The sequence below is a fragment of the Acidilobus aceticus genome, assembly GCF_055392325.1.
On the sequence record NZ_AP042407.1, the window covers coordinates 951,275 to 969,476 of the forward strand.

At 62.1% G+C, this 18,202-nt stretch carries 16 protein-coding genes and 2 rRNA genes; 7 read left to right on the forward strand and 11 right to left on the reverse strand.

The window, feature by feature from the left end:
* The first annotated feature begins 62 nt into the window (after nucleotides 1-62).
* Complete coding sequence (locus ACZ5OO_RS04940) at nucleotides 63-761, forward strand: DUF2192 domain-containing protein (RefSeq protein ID WP_464078561.1); 699 nt, start codon at nucleotides 63-65, stop codon at nucleotides 759-761.
* Here the strand turns inward: ACZ5OO_RS04940 and ACZ5OO_RS04945 are convergent, their stop codons facing one another.
* Nucleotides 762-1,961 carry an acyl-CoA dehydrogenase family protein gene (locus ACZ5OO_RS04945; RefSeq protein WP_464077971.1) on the reverse strand — a complete coding sequence of 400 codons (1,200 nt, stop codon included), beginning with the start codon at nucleotides 1,959-1,961 and terminating at the stop codon, nucleotides 762-764.
* 315 nt (nucleotides 1,962-2,276) lie between these two features.
* Here ACZ5OO_RS04945 and ACZ5OO_RS04950 point away from each other — a divergent pair, with 315 nt between their 5' ends.
* A complete protein-coding gene (locus ACZ5OO_RS04950; protein ID WP_048812696.1) occupies nucleotides 2,277-4,034 on the forward strand; it encodes an APC family permease in 1,758 nt (585 codons plus the stop codon).
* A 63-nt stretch (nucleotides 4,035-4,097) separates the two neighbouring features.
* Here the strand turns inward: ACZ5OO_RS04950 and ACZ5OO_RS04955 are convergent, their stop codons facing one another.
* A complete protein-coding gene (locus tag ACZ5OO_RS04955; protein WP_464077972.1) occupies nucleotides 4,098-4,940 on the reverse strand; it encodes a DMT family transporter in 843 nt (280 codons plus the stop codon).
* Between the two features lie 80 nt (nucleotides 4,941-5,020).
* On the opposite strand from ACZ5OO_RS04955, the gene ACZ5OO_RS04960 reads away from it, so the two are divergent.
* From ACZ5OO_RS04960 to ACZ5OO_RS04970, 3 genes are all read left to right on the forward strand, one after another.
* On the forward strand, nucleotides 5,021-5,482 hold the full coding sequence (locus ACZ5OO_RS04960) for a DUF2286 domain-containing protein (protein WP_238523633.1): 462 nt from the start codon (nucleotides 5,021-5,023) through the stop codon (nucleotides 5,480-5,482).
* A complete protein-coding gene (locus tag ACZ5OO_RS04965) occupies nucleotides 5,482-6,069 on the forward strand; it encodes a MarC family protein (protein WP_464078562.1) in 588 nt (195 codons plus the stop codon). The genes ACZ5OO_RS04960 and ACZ5OO_RS04965 overlap by 1 nt, the downstream gene beginning before the upstream one ends.
* 185 nt (nucleotides 6,070-6,254) lie before the next feature.
* A complete protein-coding gene (locus ACZ5OO_RS04970; protein WP_013266080.1) occupies nucleotides 6,255-6,695 on the forward strand; it encodes a universal stress protein in 441 nt (146 codons plus the stop codon).
* Here the strand turns inward: ACZ5OO_RS04970 and ACZ5OO_RS04975 are convergent.
* Entirely contained in the window at nucleotides 6,667-7,878 is a 1,212-nt protein-coding gene (locus tag ACZ5OO_RS04975) for an MFS transporter (protein WP_013266081.1), read from the reverse strand. The two genes, ACZ5OO_RS04970 and ACZ5OO_RS04975, sit on opposite strands and share 29 nt — an antisense overlap.
* Before the next feature lie 153 nt (nucleotides 7,879-8,031).
* Between ACZ5OO_RS04975 and ACZ5OO_RS04980 the strand changes: the two genes are divergently transcribed.
* Nucleotides 8,032-8,769 carry a nucleotidyltransferase family protein gene (locus ACZ5OO_RS04980; protein WP_202965455.1) on the forward strand — a complete coding sequence of 246 codons (738 nt, stop codon included), beginning with the start codon at nucleotides 8,032-8,034 and terminating at the stop codon, nucleotides 8,767-8,769.
* Here ACZ5OO_RS04980 and ACZ5OO_RS04985 read toward each other — a convergent pair.
* The 3 genes from ACZ5OO_RS04985 to ACZ5OO_RS04995 are packed head-to-tail and all read right to left on the reverse strand — an operon-like array spanning nucleotide 8,750 to nucleotide 11,342.
* On the reverse strand, nucleotides 8,750-9,136 hold the full coding sequence (locus ACZ5OO_RS04985; RefSeq protein WP_048812697.1) for an aconitase X swivel domain-containing protein: 387 nt from the start codon (nucleotides 9,134-9,136) through the stop codon (nucleotides 8,750-8,752). The two genes, ACZ5OO_RS04980 and ACZ5OO_RS04985, sit on opposite strands and share 20 nt — an antisense overlap.
* Before the next feature lie 2 nt (nucleotides 9,137-9,138).
* Nucleotides 9,139-10,344 (reverse strand): aconitase X, encoded by a 1,206-nt coding sequence (locus ACZ5OO_RS04990; RefSeq protein ID WP_013266084.1) that lies wholly within the window; start codon nucleotides 10,342-10,344, stop codon nucleotides 9,139-9,141.
* Nucleotides 10,344-11,342: a hypothetical protein gene (locus tag ACZ5OO_RS04995; protein ID WP_013266085.1), complete on the reverse strand. Its 999-nt coding sequence runs from the start codon at nucleotides 11,340-11,342 to the stop codon at nucleotides 10,344-10,346. The genes ACZ5OO_RS04990 and ACZ5OO_RS04995 overlap by 1 nt, the downstream gene beginning before the upstream one ends.
* A 55-nt stretch (nucleotides 11,343-11,397) precedes the next feature.
* Here ACZ5OO_RS04995 and ACZ5OO_RS05000 point away from each other — a divergent pair, with 55 nt between their 5' ends.
* A complete protein-coding gene (locus ACZ5OO_RS05000) occupies nucleotides 11,398-11,700 on the forward strand; it encodes a PolB1-binding protein PBP2 family protein (protein WP_464077973.1) in 303 nt (100 codons plus the stop codon).
* 88 nt (nucleotides 11,701-11,788) lie between these two features.
* Here the strand turns inward: ACZ5OO_RS05000 and ACZ5OO_RS05005 are convergent, their stop codons facing one another.
* The 5 genes from ACZ5OO_RS05005 to ACZ5OO_RS05025 form a co-directional block, all read right to left on the reverse strand.
* A complete protein-coding gene (locus tag ACZ5OO_RS05005; protein WP_464077974.1) occupies nucleotides 11,789-11,914 on the reverse strand; it encodes a hypothetical protein in 126 nt (41 codons plus the stop codon).
* A 105-nt stretch (nucleotides 11,915-12,019) separates the two neighbouring features.
* Nucleotides 12,020-12,226 (reverse strand): hypothetical protein, encoded by a 207-nt coding sequence (locus ACZ5OO_RS05010; protein ID WP_048812698.1) that lies wholly within the window; start codon nucleotides 12,224-12,226, stop codon nucleotides 12,020-12,022.
* A gap of 216 nt (nucleotides 12,227-12,442) precedes the next feature.
* Nucleotides 12,443-15,519 (reverse strand): 23S ribosomal RNA (locus ACZ5OO_RS05015).
* A 191-nt stretch (nucleotides 15,520-15,710) separates the two neighbouring features.
* Nucleotides 15,711-17,207: ribosomal RNA gene (locus ACZ5OO_RS05020) — 16S ribosomal RNA — on the reverse strand.
* The 16S and 23S rRNA genes sit together here, the layout of an rRNA operon.
* Before the next feature lie 415 nt (nucleotides 17,208-17,622).
* On the reverse strand, nucleotides 17,623-18,201 hold the full coding sequence (locus ACZ5OO_RS05025; protein WP_148217078.1) for a hypothetical protein: 579 nt from the start codon (nucleotides 18,199-18,201) through the stop codon (nucleotides 17,623-17,625).
* Between the last annotated feature and the right edge of the window lies 1 nt (nucleotide 18,202).

Here is an 18,202-nt window from a genome sequence, read left to right on the forward strand (position 1 = left end):
GATAACGCCGGCGGTGATGGGCCACGAAAGGCAGAACCAACAAGGTTAGGTCAGAGGCCTTGATGAACGTGTGGAACAACATAATAAGCGTGTGGGACTCAGGCCAGCAGGTCGACAGGCAGGGCGCTATAGAGCTGCTCCGAAGGGAGTACGAGAGCCTCAAGATCACGCCCATCAAGGGCTCGGCTGACCCGTCTGACCTCTACGACAAGGAGTTGACCAGCCTCTACGTAATGGGTAAATATGGCATGGGACTTGACGAGCAGTACCCCGAGCAGTTCGACTCCCTCTTCAACCTTGAGATCAAGTTGGAGCAGGCCGCTTCCATGCTGATCGCTGAGGGGGTGAACGCGAAGGATAAGGTGCTCATGTTGCTTGGCGCCGTGGACGGCAACACGGTTGCAAGGATTCTCAGGATAGGCCTGACCAAGGTCTACTTCGGCTTCGCTGATGACTCCCACATGAAGCAGCTGAGCGACGCCATATCGGCCGCGTTCCCCGAGAGAGCTGATGACGTTAACAGGTTCCTCAAGTTCTACTCCGCCTTCAAGGTAGCCCTGGCCATAGAGCAGGGCTCCGTGAGGGACAGGCTCACGAAGGAGGCCCTCAAGGAGGCCGTTGCAATACAGCTGGGCAGGGGCAGGGAGGCGGTGCCCAGCGACAGGTACATAGTGAAGATAGCCTCGGAGGTTTTCAAGGTGCCTGGGAAGGTGCTGAGGCAGATCTTCGGGGGCATCAAGGAGGGGACGGGGAGGCCCTAGTCATATCCTCAGCCCGAAGGCCTGCCTCAGCATCTCCTTCACTATGGTCAGCCTCTGGACCTCGTTTGTGCCCTCGTAGATGGTAGTTATTATGGCGTCGCGCAGGTACCTCTCGAGGCCTGTCTCAAAGTCGACGCCGTAGCCTCCGTGTATCTGCACTGCCTGCCTGGCTATCCACTCGGCGGACTCCGAGGCAAAGGTCTTGGCCAGGCTCGCCGCTATCGTGTACTCAGGCCTCCCCTGGTCGGCCAGGCTAGCTGCCCAGTAGGTCAGGAGCCTTGAGGCCTCGAGCCTTATGTACATGTCTGCCAGCTTCTCAACTATCATCTCAAAGTTGATTATCCTCTGCCCAAACAGCTCCCTCTGGAGGGCGTAGTTGACGGCCTTCTCAAACGCCGCCTGGGCTATGCCGACGGCCTGAGCGGCTATGCCTATCCTTGTGTGGTCGTAGGTTGTGACCACTACCTTGAAGCCCTCGTTCTCCTTACCAACTACGTTCTCCGCTGGTACCTTGACGTTATCTAGGACCACCTCATAGGGCTGCTCGCCCCTCATGCCTATTACCCTGAACTGCTGCCCTATCTTGACCCCAGGCCAGTCCCTCTCAACCACAAAAGTGGTTATGCCCCACCACCTCTTGCCCTCCTGCGGCGGGCTTGTCCTGGCGGACACGAGGAGGTAGTCAGCCTCGCCAGCGGCGCTTATGAAGACCTTCCTGCCGTTTATTATGTAGTGGTCATTCTCCTTAACCGCCCTCGACTGTATGCCCGCCACGTCGCTGCCCCCGCTGGGCTCGGTGTTGGCGTGGGCCCCCCTCCTCTCGCCCCTTGCAATGGGGGTCACGTACTTCTTCTTCAGCTCCTCCGTGCCGAACTCCAGCACTGGGACAGCGAAGAGGTGGTTGACTCCAATAGCTACCGCTAAGCTCGGCACGGCCCTCGCTATCTCCTCCATGGCTATTGCTGTCATCAGCTGGCCGCCGCCCTGGCCGCCGTACTCCTCAGGTATGCCAACGCCCGTCAGGCCCTGCTCCGCCATTGCCTTGAATATCTCTGGCGGTATCCTGTTGCTCTCCTCTATCTCCCTCCACCTTGGCATCACTTCCCTCTCCACGAACTCCCTCACGGACTTCCTGAAGAGCTCGTGCTCCTCGGTCAGGCCTATCTTAAAGTCTTCAACGCTCTTGAATGGAAACACCATACTGGGTCCCATTCTAGGGGGTCCAAGGAAAATAATATGCGGAATGCCGTGCAGGCTTCTGACGGCTTCAGCTGGACAGCTTATTAAGCCGCCCTACGACAGTTCTAGACCTTGACAGGAGGCCTGTATCTTAAATCCCACTACATTACTTCTATATTATTGTTTTAAATCTGTACGCTAACCTCGAAACCTTTTAATTCTCACACCTCAGAGGGCTGGCTATAAAAGTGGTGGTAGCTTGCGTCAGGCGGAGGAAGTAGCGCTGGTGGAAGCCCTGAGGGAAAGGATGTAGCCCAGCCCACCCTCAGGAGGTCCTTGACCCTCCTGGACATCTTCATGTTAGGCATCACAGGCATGATAGGCTCGTCATGGCTCTTCAGCGTCCTGGGCGCCTCTGGCGTCATGGGTCCCGCGTCGCTGCTCTCATGGATTTTGGCCGGGCTCTTCTTTGCGCTCATGGTGTTTGGGTTTGCCGAGCTCGGGGGCCTCTTCCCCTTCAGCGGCTCGCTGGCCAGGTACAACCACTACACCCACGGCACCATCAGTAATTACATGCTGGCGTGGGCCTACTTTGTCGGCGCTGTTACCACGGTATCATCAGAGGCCGTTGCCGTGGTGGAATATGGAAGCTATTACATGCCATGGGCCTGGAACTCTAAGCTAGGGCTGCTAACGCCTGCAGGAGTGGCGCTGGCCGCGGCCCTCATACTCCTGTTCTTCGCCCTTCAGCTTGTCGGTGTCCACGTCTTCGGCTGGTTTAACAGGGTGATTACAGCGTGGAAGCTCATAATACCGACGCTGACCTTCCTGCTCCTCCTGGCCCTTTACTTCCACCCGTCCAACGTAGTCAGCGCGCCTAAGGGGTTCTTCCCCTTCGGCACTGCAGCTGTGTTCAGCGGCATGATAACTACTGGCATAGTCTACGCCTACGAGGGCTTCAGGCAGGGCCTTGAGTACGCCGGCGAGGCCAAGAACCCGCAGAGGGACGTGCCTCTCGGGACGCTGCTGGCCCTCGTGGTTACCATAGCAATCTATGTGCTGCTGCAGCTGGCCTTCCTGGGCGGCATAAACTGGTCCGCGGCAGGCGTGCCCTTTGGAAACTGGACGGCCTTAAGCCAGAGCAGCTGGGGGCCGCACCCCTTCTACTCTGAGCTGGTGGCCACGGGAGTTCCAATACTGGTTGGCTTTTCCGTGCTCCTGCTGATAGACGCGGTGGTGTCGCCGGCCGGCACCCTGGCGGCCTACGTGGGCACCAGCGGCAGGAACCTCTACGGCATGTCAAGGGTTGGCTACATACCCAAGTTCTTCGCAGACATACACAGGGGCTTCAGGACTCCCTGGATAGCCCTGATAGTCTCTACCATAATAGCCGTGGTCTTCCTGCTTCCGTTCCCCACGTGGTATGAAATAATGTCAGTCTCGGCCCTGGCCACGGTCTATAACTACCTCACTGTTGGCGTCACCAACCACGCCCTGAGGAGGCTCGCCCCTGACCTGAAGAGGTCCTACAGGCCGCCGCTCTGGTACATAGTGTACCCGGCGTCGTTCATAGTGGCCGCCATGTTCGTCTACTGGTCGGGCTGGAGCCTGGTTAACGTCATCATAGAGCTCGTGGTAGTGGGCCTTCCGCTGCTGGTGCTGGGCCCCTACAGGAGCGAGCTAAGGCTCTCAAGGAGCTTCGCGTGGTCCTTCGCGGGTGTCGTCTGGGCCTCTTCAGCCGCCGCAATAGCAGCCTATTACTTGAAGCTTAATAACATGGGGCTCGTGGGCTTTGCGATCTACTGGACCGTGATCTCGCTCATCCAGGTGGGCTCCTTGGCGGCGCTGTGGACTGCCAGCAGGGGACACCCAGATATAAAGGGCGCAGTCTGGCTAGTGATATTCAACATAGCGATGGGTATAATATCATTTATAGGGTCGCTGGGACCCCTGCCGGAGCCCATAGTGCCCTACCCGTGGGACTACCTCCTGGCGGCCCTGGTCTCGCTGGCCGTCTACTTCATAGGGGTCTACACTGCCTACGAAACCAAAGACCTCAAGCAGGTTAAGGAGAGGGGACTACCCATCGAGTGAGCCCCAACTTTGTGTCAACGAGTTAACGAAGCCCCACCTTCTTTCTTTCCTCCCCCTTTATCGCTAAGCCAGCTGAACCAGGGTGGCGCCTAATATCACTGCCGCTGAGGCCGCCACCTCTGTGGGCGCGAGGACCTTTCCGAGGAGGAGGGCCGTTGAGGCTATGGCTATCACTGGCGTCACCATTGAGAAAGCGCCAGCCCTGACGCCTCCCAGGCTCCTGACCCCGTAGAACCAGGTGAGCCAGCCCACGGCCTGAATAACCAAGGTTATGTAAATGATTATCACTATGGACTCCAGCGTCAATTTAATGTACATTCCCAGGGGCCAGAAGGCCAGCACGAGGGGGGTCGAGGCCAACGACATGAAGGCGGTGGCCCCTACCAGATCTATGGCGTCGCCCGCAACGTACTTCTCAAAGTACATGGTGCCCGCCGACCAAAGGACTGCCCCCAGCAGGCCCAGGAGTAAGCCCGTGTTCAGGCTCCGCGAATCAACAGCTGTCAGAACCCCTATCCCGGTCATGCCTATGAGAACCCCTGCGTACTGAAGGCCGCTGATCTTCCTGTGCAGAACGTAAGGGGTCGCTATAGCTGTGAAGAGCGGCTGGGCGTAGATCATAACTGCCGCCAAGGATGGGTTTGGGGAGAGGACTATTGAGAGGTTAAGGAGGACCAGGAAGGCCCCTATGTTTATGAAGCCGGCGACCAAGGTCCTCCTGTTGGCGACCAGCCTTCTTGATATGGCCGCCAGCACGGCGCCCCCTACCAGGGTCCTGAGGGCTGCCAGGGCAACCGGGGAGACGTACCTCTCGGCCACATCTATTATTGGGTAGGCCGTGCCCCAGACCGCCACTGTCACCGCCAGTGAGGCGTAGCCCAGCCTCCTTGAGGCCCTCGGGCCCAAGCGGATATCCTCGGCTTAGGCACCCCAGCTTTGCTTTTAAGCAGCGCTGCAGCCAGACCCGTGGGCTGAAAGGATTGAAGGTGCTTTCAATAAGGGCCGAGAGAGGCAAGGTGGTCCGGAGCGAGATAGTTGACGGTGACCTAAAGGAGGTCGTGAAGAGGAAGGCCCTCGAGGCCATGAATGAGTGGGACCCAGCCACCAGTGACTTCATAGTGCTTAAGGACGATAGGGAGCTTGAGTTCCCCCTGCCACTTAAGCCTGAGATAGTGGACCTCTTCAGGGACCTCGGCGAGCTTGGAGGCCTTGGGAGGACCAAGGACAAGGCTGTGGCCCACTTCCCGGTGTACACCATAAGCTTCGAGAACCACATGGTGAGCGAGGACAAGTATGTTGAGTACAAGATCTACCTCCTGGCCCCCTACATAAATGAGGACGTCAGAACTGAGCTTGAGGCGGAGGCCCAAGACATAACTACCGAGAAGCAGGGGCCCGAGGGCATAGAGGAGGAGGGCGAAGGAGAAGAAGGGGAGAAGGAAGGTTGATGAGCCTCGGCAGGGAGCTCTTCGGCCTGGGCGAGGCGGTCGTAACTCTCTTCATAGTCCTCGACCCGTTCTCTGTGGTGCCCTTCTACGTGAGCACTGTCGAGAAGCTCCCCCCTGAGAAGAGGGGAGGCTTCCTCAGGACGCTGATATACTCGGCCATTTTCATGTTGCTGGCGTTCATAATAATTGGCGACTACATGCTTGAGCTCCTGGGGGTGACGCTGAACGACTTCAGGATAGCCGCCGGCATAATACTGCTCGTGTACGCCATATCAAGCCTCTTCGACATAGAGATAGGCGCCCCGAGCAGCCCCGAGTCCATAGAGAAGCAGGCCATAGTGCCCCTGGCCACCCCCCTCCTGGCAGGGCCAGGAAGCATATCTACGGCGCTCTACTTCAGGTACATCTACGGCTACCCGGTGGCCATAGCCAGCGTGCTGATAAACGCGGCCCTCGCCTACGTCATACTTTACTTTGGCGAGAGGCTCATGAGGCTCCTTGGAAAGCACGGCGCCCTGCTCATAGACAAGTTCATGAGCCTCATACTGGCAGGCTTCGCCGTGAGCCTCATAAGGGCCTCAATTTAGCGCCTCAGCCGGGGACAGCGTCCTCACCAGCTCAGGCCTATCGACCTCCTCATCGGCGTTAAGCCCAAGGCCCTCTGCAACACAGGCCTTGATCATCGGTAGTCACGCTTGCAGCGCTCTTCATCGGGCCGCTCTGACACTTTGCCTCCTAACGTTTATAAAATCTAAACTTCAATAACAAGCACGTGGTGGGCCAGGTGTATAAGAAGATACTCGTTGGCTATGACGGTAGCGAGGGCGGCGAGAAGGCGCTCAGCAGGGCGCTTGAGCTTGCCAAGAGCTTCAACAGCGAGCTCTGCCTCCTGACGGTTATACCTCCAAGCTCCATGGCCTTTGGAGAGATTGTGGTTCCAGACGCTGTCAACCTCTCGCTCATAATAGAGTCCTCCAGGAAGAGGCTCTCGGACCTCGCCGCCAAGCTCTCAGCTGAGGGCTACAAGGTGAGGTTTGAGGTGCTTACAGGCGACCCAGGCGACACCATAGTTAGCTATGCTGAGGTCAATGGCTGTGACCTGATAGTCCTCGGCAGGAGGAGGCTCTCGAAGCTTGAGAGGCTGGTCCTCGGCAGCGTGACCCACAAGGTCGCGGGCAAGTCAACTAAGGCTGACGTGCTTGTTGTGCCTTAGGCCCCCTCGGCAGCATCACAAGCATTATTGATGATGCGACTGCGAAGGCCGCGAAGGCCCACATGGTCGCCTCAAGAGGAGTCATCCCGAGGAGCCCATCCCCCTGAAGTATGAAGCCTCCCAGCAGGGCGCCCACGGAGCCTCCCACCGTGTTGCCTATGCCCCAGACTATCGAGTTCGCCTGAGCCCTCACGCTCCTGTCCACTACCTCGGAGACGTAGCCCAGCAGCACGGGGAAGCCGCTCATGGCGAAGAAGCTGTAGAGGCCGAGCAGCGTTGTTATCATTATCGGGCCGCGCGTGAACAGGAACGCTATGTAGAGGGCCGTGGAGGCCAGGGTTGTCAATATAATGACGCTCCTGCCCCCGTACCTGCTGACCATCCACCCAAACAGCGGCTGGCCGACTATGGCTGTAGCATATGACGTGGTGACTATTACGCCCATGAGTATCCTTGACCTCACGAGGTGCTCAACGTAGGTCGGCACGTACGTCATTACCCCAGTCATGAATATGGCCCTGATGAACACTATGGCCGTCAGGGGCACAAGAAGGTAGCTGTACTGGGAGAGCCTTGAAAACGACCTGGCCGCGCTCTCCTTGGTCGCCGGCATCCTGAGGCCGTGAAGGCCCAGGCTTATGATGGCTGTCAGTATGAAGACGTACGCGGCTATTATCGCCAGGGCCTCGCTGCCCCCAAGGTAAGCTATGGCTATGGTCATCACAGTGGGAAATATTGCCCTGCCCACACTGCCGGCGGAGCCGTTTATGCCCAGGGCCCTCCCGGCCTGGCCCTCGTATGAGTACTGAAGTATTGAGCCCCCCAGCGGGTGGTAGAAGGAGAGCCCGAGGCCCAGCAGCACAGACCCAAGTCCTATCAGCGCGAGCCTTGCAACTCCCCCGTACACGAAGGTTCCAGCGAAGGAGGCCATGGAGGCCCCTATGAGTATGAAGCCTACCGTCATGAGCGTGACGTGGCTTCCCGCCCTGTCGGCCCTGTTGCTGATCAGGGGGCTGGCAAGGCCCGAGAGCACGTTGACCAGGGCAGCCATGCCGCCCAGGAAGGCCGGCGACACGTGCATGTCTATATAGTAAGTTATCAGTATCGACACCGTGACCAGAAAGCTGTCATTTAAGAAGTGGGCTACGGACGTGAACAGCAGCGACCTGGTCCTGATATTCATGCAGGTCCCCTCACGGGCCCGAGGCAAGCTACAGATAAATATTTATCTAATAATTAGCGAAGTTCTGGGGCATTCAAGATTTGAAACCCAGGGCCAGGACCGCCTAAGAAATTATAAAGAATGGAGTTAACCACAGAGACGTGGGGGAACCGCTTGTCCCTCACGGCAGCTATCCTGGCAGGAGGGGAGGGCACGAGGTTTAGGCCATACACGGACCTCATACCGAAGCCCATGATACCGCTGGGCCCCGATGAGAAGCCCGTAGCGGACCACATAGTTAATGTCCTGATAAAGGGTGGCGTGAGCCACATAGTCTTCCTCGTCAACTACAAGTGGAAGTACGTGAGGAACTACTTCGGCTACGGCGACAGGTTCGGCATAAAGATAGACTACAGCATAGACGACGACAAGTACAAGAACACCGGGGGCTCGCTGCTCAAGGCCTACAAGCACCACCTGCTCGACAGCGACCCCATAGTTGTGTGGTACGGCGACATACTGGCTCCCATAAACGCCAGCGGGCTGGTCAAAGAACACGTCAGGCAGGGCGTCGACGCGCTTTTGGTGGTTGCCAACAGCTACCAGGTCCCGGTGGGCGTGGCCGAGGTCAACGAAAAGAATGACGTGGTCAGCCTCAAGGAGAAGCCATGGGTCGACATGAAGGTCACCATAGGCGTCCTCACCATAAGGCCTGGCCTGCTTGAGGAGTACGAGGGGCAGCTGGGCACCTCCTTTGACATAATGGGGGACCTGATACCGGCCATGATAAGCTCGGGCAGGAAGGTCAAGGCCTACATATACGACGGCCCATGGGTTGACGTTGGGAGCCTCGAGAGGTACAAGAAGATAGACGAGGACCTCCTCAGGAAGGTCACGGAGCTGCCCTCCTGACCCTCACGACCCCGCTCCCGTCAAGCTCCACCAGGTCCCCGTCCCTAACCTTGGAGAGCTGGTCCTCCGGTATGGAGTCGACCAGGGGTATGCCAGCCAGCACGCACCCAGCCACTATTATGGGGTCGACCCTCGACATCACTATGGCGGCCGGGGCCGCCCCGTTGGCCTTAAGGGCGTAAATTACGTAGCTGCCTACGGTGCTCCCCCTGGGCCTCCTAGCCACTATGACCCTCGAGGCGACGCTCCTGCCGTCAGGCGTCCTGCCGGTGTGGGGGTCCACGTCCCCGTAGAAGCTCAGCGCATCCATTACTACGGCCTGGCCGGCCGCCCTGCCGGGCACCAGCTGCCTTCCCCTGAGCTCCATGGTCACGCCTCCGAGCCCAGCCTCCTGGCCAGCTCCTCCATGGACTCGAGGCCCACCCTGAGGCCATGCCTCGAGAGGTAGAACATGGCCTTGTAGCTGTAGGTCGCCACCCTGAGGCCCTCCCTCCGCAGCTTCGACACTATGAGGCACGTGTCCCTGAGCACGACGGCCCCGTACTCCCTGAGCACAGCCATGGCCTCAGGGCTTATGCGCCTCTCCTCGTCCCTTGACGTCGTTATGAGCAGCTGGGGCCTGTTTCCCTTCGGCTTAAGCCTTGAGAGCTCCCTGGCCAGGGCCTCCACCTCCTCCGCTGAGGCGTGAGGGCACCCCACGTACACCAGGTCCACGTCGTCAAGCCTCATCGACTCGAGCTCCGCCTCCACGTCCCTGTAGTCTATCGTCACCACCTCCTCAAACCTGCTGGGGGGCTCCTCGGGCGTCAGGCCAGGGACGAAGACCATTGCTATGTCGCCCTCAGCGCCCACGGCCGCCCCGAGCTCCTTGAACGTCTCCCTGTCCACGCTGGCGTCGAGCAGCGGCGGCCCCTCGCCGCGGTGGAGCCTGACAAGCACCCTGCCGAGCACTGCAGCCCTGGCGTAGTCAAGCCTGTAGCCTCCGGGGGCCTCAAGCCTGTAGGCCGCCCTCGGCCTCCTGAACTCGGGCACGTGCATCCCGTAGTAGTAGGTCCTGCCTGCTATGGCCGCCATCAGGGCCACAGGCCCTCCCTCCCTGTTGGTCCTCAGGCCGAGCACGCTGTTGGCGTAGACCACCGCGTTTGACTCGCCCCAGGCCACGCTCTGGCCCGGCCTCAGCCCCCTGACGGATGGTATGTAGTATGGGGTGCAGGTGAGCGTCAGCGACGCGCCCATCCTGTGAAGTGCGCTCACTATGGCCCTCTGCCCCTCAAGGACCTCCCTGTCGGCCGATATGAGGTCGAAGGCCTCGGGGGCCTCCAGGTCAAAGCCTATGGGGTTAACGGTCGTGGGCACCGAGAACCTGGCGCCCATGTTAGCCAGGTCCTCTATGAACTTCCTGCCGGGCTCGCCTATGTTGTTGTAGGAGACGCCCGAGACGTGGGCGTGGACTATGGGCTGGAGCCTCTCGGCTCCCAGGGCCTCGCCAACCTTAACTATGACCTCCAGCGCTTTGGCCCTGGCCTCCCCCTCCTCGCCCCTCAGCACCCTCTCCTCCTCGGCCGTCAGGTACATCAGTACCACCACGTGTCCATGAAGCTGTGCTCCGGCACCAGGTAGAGCCTCTCCGCCCTCGCCCTGCACGCCGGGGCCAATATGCACTCGCCACTATCGCAGCCGCCAAAGGAGCTGCACTTAGCCGAGCAGCCGGAGGCGCAGGAGGGCCCCTCGAAGGTGCAGCAGGACCTGCCGAAGGACCAGAGGAAGTCGTCCATTATGAACGGGTCCACGCCGGCGGCCTGGGCCACCAGCCTGTAGGCCTCCCTGACGGCGAGCCTGAGCATGACGTCCTCCTGGGGCCTGAAGGGGTGGCCGGCAGCTATTAGCTCGAGCGTGTTTGGGTCGACGTCAACTATGCCCGTCCTGAGGGCTATCCTGGTCAGGTGGTTGTCAACGGGCACCTCCTTGTTCTGCGGGTCCTGGAATATCACCACCTCCCTCCTCTCTATGAACTTTGCCAGGAGGAACGCCTTCTTTTCAACCGGGTCCTGGTAGGCCTTGAAGACCTTGAGCAGGTCTATGAAGCCCTGGGCTACCCCCCTCCTGAGGTAGCCCCCTGAGTCAAGTATGAGCCTGTAGGGGTCGCCGTCGAAGATCGCCTTGAGCTTCAGTCCAAGGTCCCTGAGCAGCTCCGCCCTGACGCGGGCGTCCGGCGGCCTGGCCCTGTCAACGGTGAGCCACCTCAGCACGTCCTCCTCGGTGACCTTGGCCAGCCTCTCCGCGGTGAAGAACCCCGGGTCATCGGCGAAGAGCCTTGAGCCGAGCCTGTAGAGCAGGTCAGCGCCGTGAAACCTCTCCCCGTTGACCTCGGCCTCGTACTGCCTCCTGCCCCTGCTTAGCCTGTGGTCCATGGCTACCATGACTAGGAAGTATGCCATCACGTCCCTCCTGGGGGTCCCCCTGGGCGGGTAGTACCTTGGGTCCTCGAAGGTGTCGGGCCTGAGCCTGCTGACGGCCTTGGCTATCAGCCTGCCCAGCTCCCCTGCCCTGTCCCTGTTAACCTCTACCTTCAAGCGGCGTCCCGTAACGCTGTTAAGTCCGACCAAAGATAAGCTTAGAGGAAGAGGGATGAGCGAGGACTGGGAAATAAGGGCCTCCCAGCTCCTTGAGGTCGCCAGGTCGCTCAAGGGGGAGCTGAGGGAGGCCTTCATCTACCTGGTTGACAACGTGTCCGTGGGCGACCTCAGGGCAGCCATAGACCTCAGGAGGAGGGGGATCAGGGACCCGGCGGCGGTGCTGGAGGAGCTGGTTAACATGGGGCTTGCCGAGAGGGGGGACGAGTGCTACAACCTCCCCGCGCCCCTCAGGAAGCTCATAGCCGAGAGGGGAGTCGGGGCTATAGAGAGGGTCCTGGGCTCAGGGCCCGGATGACAGGGCCTTGGCGCGCCCGGCAGGCCCCTAGCCCTCCCCTTCACGGCCTGGGCAGCCGAGTGAACCGTGCAGTAGGCCGTGGCCGGGTTCACCTCAGCGACCTGGCGGCCTCCTCCACGAGGTCCTCGCCACTAGCAGCGCGGCCCTGCGACGCCTCCTTGGTTATTGACGGCCCCGGCAGCCTGGTGGACTCGGGCACCTCGATGTCAGGCACAGCCCCGCCTGTGGCGTCCCCGAGGGGACTTAAGCGTCGAGCACCTGCCGTTGAGCACTGCCGCGCCGGCCTTGCCCAGCGGCGCCGAGGCCCTGGTTATGTCCTTCAGGACTCCTCGAGCCGCCCTGAAGGCTGAGTCGCAGGGCCCCTCCCCAGCCAAGCGATACTTTCAGCCTCCCTGAGGTCAGGGGTGCCGCAGAAGTTAGCCCTCGCGGACCCTACTGCCTTGACGGGCGACTCAGGGTCGTCAGCCGCCTTGGCGGCCGGGACGCTGTCCCCGTGGACCGCTTTGCCACCCTCCACGACGGCCAAGCATGAGGCACCGCCCAGGGTCGACTTCCGGGCCCTCAGGGCTTACGCTGGGCTTAGCCGCCGGGACTAGTATGATGAGCCCTTGCGCGTGCAGTCCTGAGGCTAAATTATGAGAGAATGGAAAGGAAAAGGAGCATAGTCACGAGCGCCGCCCACCCGATGGGGCCGGCTGAACCCTCCAGGCCTGGCCCCACCAAGGTTCTAACTTATCCCTAGCCCCTGGGCCTCGGGCGATTGGGAACGGCGGGCTGAACCGCTCGGGCTTGCGCCCTCGCGGCTTACACCCCCGTCCCATCAACCCCGTCTTCTACGGGAGCCCTCGTCGCCCCGCCGGCAGAGCCGACGGAGCGAGTGGCCGCCTATTTTCGGGGTGGGGTTCCCGCTTAGATGCTTTCAGCGGTAACCCCTTACGGCGTGGCTGCCCGGCTTGCCCACCAGGACAGCCGGTAAACTAGAGGCCGCGGCGCCCCGTTCCTCTCGTACTGAGGGCACCTTCCCCTCAGGCGGCCGGCACCCCCCGCGGGTAGAGCCCAACCTGTCTCACGACGGTCTGAACCCAGCTCACGTTCCCCTTTAATGGGCGGGCAGCCCCACCCTTGGGGGCTGCTGCACCCCCAGGATGGGAAAAGCCGACATCGATGTAGCAAACCGCGGGGTCGATAGGAGCTCTCGCCCGCGACGACTCTGTTATCCCCGGGGTAACTTTTCCGTCGTGCCCGGCCCCCACCGAAGGGGGCACGAGCGTGCGCTAGGCCGCGGTTTCCCGTCCGGGCCCCATGCAGTTAAGGGCCCGGTCAGGCCGGCTTTTGCCCTTGCACTCTACGGCGGGTTTCTGACCCGCCTGAGCCGACCTTTGGGCGCCCGTGTTACCCTTTCGCGGGCGTGCCGCCCCAGCCGAACCGCCCACCTACCGCTGTCCCTGGCTTGCGCCAGGTTAGACCCTCAGGCAGAGGTGGGTGGTGTTTCATTGCCGCCTCAGGGCCTCCCGAAAGAGGCCCCTCACTGGCTCCCACCTACGCTACGCGCCTCCACCCGAGGGTCAACGGCAGGCTGCGGTGAAGCTCCACGGGGTCTTCTCGCCCTGCGGGGGGATGTGGGGCTGTGCACCCACCCAGTGGGTTCGCGGGGCCCCAGGCCGGGACAGCGGGGACCTCGTTGATCCGTTCATGCGCGTCGGAACTTACCCGACAAGGCATTTGGCTACCTTAAGAGGGTCAGGGTTACCCCCGGCCTTCAGTGGCGCTTCGCCCGGTTGTACCCGGGTTTCACGTACCACCAGTGGCCAGGATTCACCCCCCGTACACACCCTTTCGGGCTAGCGGGGAGCTATGTTTTTGTTAAACAGTCAGGTCCCCCTTGTCACTGCGACCTGCGGACCCCGGTTTTAGCCGAGGACCGCAGGCACCCCTTCTCCCGAAGTTACGGGGCTAGTTTGCCGAGTTCCCTGGCCTGGGTTGACCCCCCGACGCCTTGGGCTCCTCACCCAGGGGCACCTGTGTCGGTTCTCGGTACGGGCGTGGGGGATCCTTCCTGGCCTCCTTTTCATGGGCCCCGGGGCTCGGCGGAACCCGCCAAAGGCGGGCCATTCCCCCCTTCAGCCGCTTCTCGCCATTACGGCACTCCACGGCCTTCGGGCAGTTAGCTGGGTCGCCCCCGAACGGAGGCCCCCAGTCCGCCTACCCTGAGGCGTCGGAGGCCAGGCCTTGGGTTGCCCCGAAACGTACCCCCACGGCACGGGAATGTTAACCCGTTTCCCCTTCCCGGGCACCAGTTAAGGGCCCGGTTAGGACCGGCTAACCCCCGGCTGACGAACGTAGCCGGGGAACCCTGGCCCTTCCGGCGGCGGGGATTCTCACCCCGCTTCGCTGCTACTACCGCCGGGATCAGCACTCGGAGCGGCTCCACGGGACCTCACGGCCCCGCTTCTGCGCCACCCCGACGCCCGCCTACCGCACACCTCCATCACGGAGGCGGCCCGAGGTCTCGGCGGCCGGCTTAGCCCCGACCAATCTTCGGGGCCCCCCGCCTCGGCGGGTGAGCTGTTACGCACTCCTTGGAGGATGGCTGCTGTTGGGCCCACCTCCCCGCTGTCTTAGGCGGGGGACGCCCTTCGATTGGCACTTAGCCGGCACTTTGGGGCCTTAACCTCGGTCTGGGTTGTTTCCCCCTCGGCCCCCAGCCTTACGCCGGGGAGCCCCACTCCCGCCCTCTTCGGCGGCCGCAGGTTCGGAGTTTGACTGGGTGCCGGAGGGTTTCCCCTCCTGGTCAACCCAATCAGTAACTCTACCCCACGGCCCGCCTCCGGCGAGGCTGGGCTCCGGCCCACTTCGGCGGGAACCAGCTATCACCGGGCTAGATTGGCCTTTCACCCCTAGACGGGGGTCATGGGAACGAGTTGCACGTCAGAACCCCTTCGGCCCTCCACGGGGGTTAGCCCCCCGCTTCGGCCTGCCCCCGTCTAGATCGCCCGGTTTCGGGCCTCACGGCCGTGACTCCAGGCCCTGTTAGGACCCCGCCCCTCGCCGGGTTTCCCCGGCTGCGGGCCTGTCGGTTTCCCTACGCCTTCGGGGCTGACCCCCTTAGGCTCGCCACGGCCGTGAACTCCCCGGCCCGTGTTTCAAGACGGGAGGCGTGACCCCGGTCAGCACCCCTCGTACTCCTCGGTCACCCGAGTTTCCTTCGGGGGCCTCACCCCTTTCGGGCCACGCCCTTTATAGCCGCCCGGTTTCAGGCTCTTTTCACACCCCTACCCGGGGTCCTTTTCAGCTTTCCCTCACGGTACTTAGTTCGCTATCGGTCTCGGGACGTGTTTAGCCTTGGAGGTCGGTGACCCCCACCTTCCTACGGCGAAACTAGGCCGCAGTACTCTCCTTCGCGGCGCGGGCCACCGCGGTTTCGCCTACGGGGCTATCACCCTCTACGGCGGGCCTTTCCAGGCCTCTTCGGCTACCGCGGCTCGGCCCGCTGGGGTTGCCCCCAGCCGCGAAGGCAGCGACCCCTCATCTCCCCGCGGTTATCCCGCAGGGAATTGGTTTGGGCTCTCCCCCTTTCGGTCGCCCCTACTCAGGGGATCTCGATTGATTTCTCTTCCTGCCCCTACTAAGATGTTTCCGTTCGGGGCGTTCCCGTCCCTTACGGGACGCACGGGGCTGTTAACCCCGTGCAGGAGGTCCCATTCGGGGATCCCGGGTTCAGCGGCTGCATGCGCCTACCCCGGGCATATCGCCGCTTGCCGCGCCCTTCCTCGGCGCCCGAGCCGAGCCATCCACCGGACGGCGTAAGGCGCCGCAAGGGCCAGGGATAAGTCAGGTGCCCCTGGTGGGGCCAGGCCCAGATCTGGGCGCTGGCCCCATCGGGTGGGCGGCGCTCATTGAGCTCAGCTGGCGCTGAGCCCTAGCGCCCTTCGCTCACAAGCAAAGCTTGTGAGCTGCATCGGCAGAGGGGTCCGTGAGCTTTCACGCGGCAGGGTGTCCAACCGCCATTCGAGAGGTGATCCAGCCGCAGGTTCCCCTACGGCTACCTTGTTACGACTTCTCCCCCCTCGAGAAGGAGGGGTTCGACTCCCTCCCGAAGGAGGAAGCCTCACCCCTCCTTCTCTCAGGTGGAGCGACGGGCAGTGTGTACAAGGGGCAGGGACGTATTCACCGCGCGATGTTGACGCGCGGTTACTAGGGATTCCAGGTTCATGGGGGCGAGTTACAGCCCCCAATCCCGACTACGGCGGGGTTTGAGGGATTGCCTCCCCCTTTCGGGGTCGGATCCCGCTGTCCCCGCCATTGTAGCCCGCGTGCAGCCCGGGGGTTTAGGGGCATGCTGACCTGCCGTGGCCCCCTCCTTCCTCCGCCTTAGCGGCGGCAGTCCCCCTAGTGTGCCCCAGCGGTCTCCCGCCGGGTCGCAACTAGGGGCGGGGGTCTCGCTCGTTGCCTGACTTAACAGGACACTTCACAGCACGAGCTGGCGACGGCCATGCACCTCCCCTCAGCGCGTCGGGCAAGGTCGTTAGCCTGGCCGTCATCCTGCTGTCGCCCCCGGTGAGGTTCCCGGCGTTGACTCCAATTGAGCCGCAGGCTCCACCCCTTGTGTGCCCCCCCGCCAATTCCTTAAAGTTTCAGCCTTGCGGCCGTACTCCCCAGGCGGCGGGCTTAACGGCTTCCCTGCGGCACCGGGCGGGCTCTAACGCCCGCCCGACACCTAGCCCGCATCGTTTACAGCCGGGACTACCCGGGTATCTAATCCGGTTCGCTCCCCCGGCTTTCGCCCCTCACCGTCGGGCGCGTTCCAGCCGGGCGCTTTCGCCACTGGTGGTCCCCCAGGGATTATCGGATTTCGCCCCTACCCCTGGGGTACCCCCGGCCTTTCCCGCCCCCTAGCCCCGCAGTATCCCCCCCACTCCCTGGGTTGAGCCCAGGGCTTTCAGGAGGGACTTACGGGGCCGGCTACGGGCGCTTTAGGCCCAGTAGACGTCCCGACCACTCGCGGGGCTGGTATTACCGCGGCGGCTGACACCAGACTTGCCCCCCGCTTATTCCCCCGCCTCCTTGCAGCGGGGAAAAGCTCCCTTACGGGAGCACTCGGGGTGACCCCGTCACGGTTTCCCGCATTGCGGAGGTTTCGCGCCTGGTGCGCCCCGTAGGGCCTGGGCCCTTGTCTCAGGGCCCATCTGGGGGCTCCCGCTCCCACGGCCCCTACCCGTCGTCGGCTTGGCGGGCCATTACCCCGCCAACTACCATGATGGGCCGCAGCCCCATCCTCGGGCGGACCCCAGGCGATAACCCCCCAGGGTCCCTTTCGGCGAGGGACCATTCCAGGCCCCCTCGCCTATCGGGGATTAGCCCCAGTTTCCCGGGGTTATCCCCGTCCCGAGGGTAGGTTAGCTACGTGTTACTCAGCCGTGCGCCGCGCCCAGCGGCGGCTGGGCGCGCGACTCCCATGGCTTAGCCTCACCCCGATAGCAGTCGGGTCCGGCAGGATCAACCGGAGTTCAGCCGCAAGGCGGCGGCTGAGGCGGTTGGGCACACCCTGCCGTTACGTGGCTCACGGACCCCTGTCAGACCTAAGCGTCCCTGAGGTACCACTCCCCAGGGTTTGCTTAGGCCCCCATTCGCTAAGCGTCCACGGCTCCTGTCAGAGCCGTAGATTCTTCTTACTGTGCTAGGGTTTATAACGTTTGCTAGTAGCTGATACCTCAGAACAAAGTTATTAGCCGCCCCAAGGCCCCCGTGGACGCCGCTGAACGGGAATCCATGGCATGCAAATCGCCATAATAGAACGTCAGGACGGTGTCCCCGCAGCCAGAGGCCGGGCCTCACGCCGGGAGCGACGACTCCCTGTTGGCCCAGCGCCGCCGGGCGAGCAGCTGCGGGGCGCTGTTATTGTGGCCTCCGGGGCTATTAACTTCAGGGCTCCCTGAGAAGGCCGAGCCTCCTGGCCAGGAGCTCCCAGTCAAGGCTGAAGACTATGAGGCCCGCCACGAGGCCCGCGGCCGCCATGAATATTATGATCACGTACTCCGGCAGCCTGAATATCATGGACACCTCGCCGGTTATGAAGTAGAGCAGGGAGGTCTCGGCCACGGTCTTCAGAAGCTTGGCGGCCGCGGCTATGAGGCCCATGAGCTTGGCCCTCATGCCCGAGGCGCCCCCCACCATGTAGACAAAGTCGTCAAGTGGGAGCACCGGCACCACCGCCGCGAAGAACGCCAACAGGTAGGCCCACCTGCTGTTGGAGTACCTTGCCAGGAACCTCACGTTCCTGTTCCTCCTCAGGACCCCCTTAAGGCCCACCCCGAGGTAATACATGACGACCTTGGCTATCGCCGCCCCGAGGGATGCTGCAAGCACCGGGGGCCAGAAGCCCAGGCCCCCATACTTTATCTCAAGCAGGACGACGGTGACATAGGGAGGGGCCCCAAGGGGGATTAGGTTGAACAGCAGGGCCACAGAGAAGCTGGCGGCTATTACTGCGAGGGCGCTCACG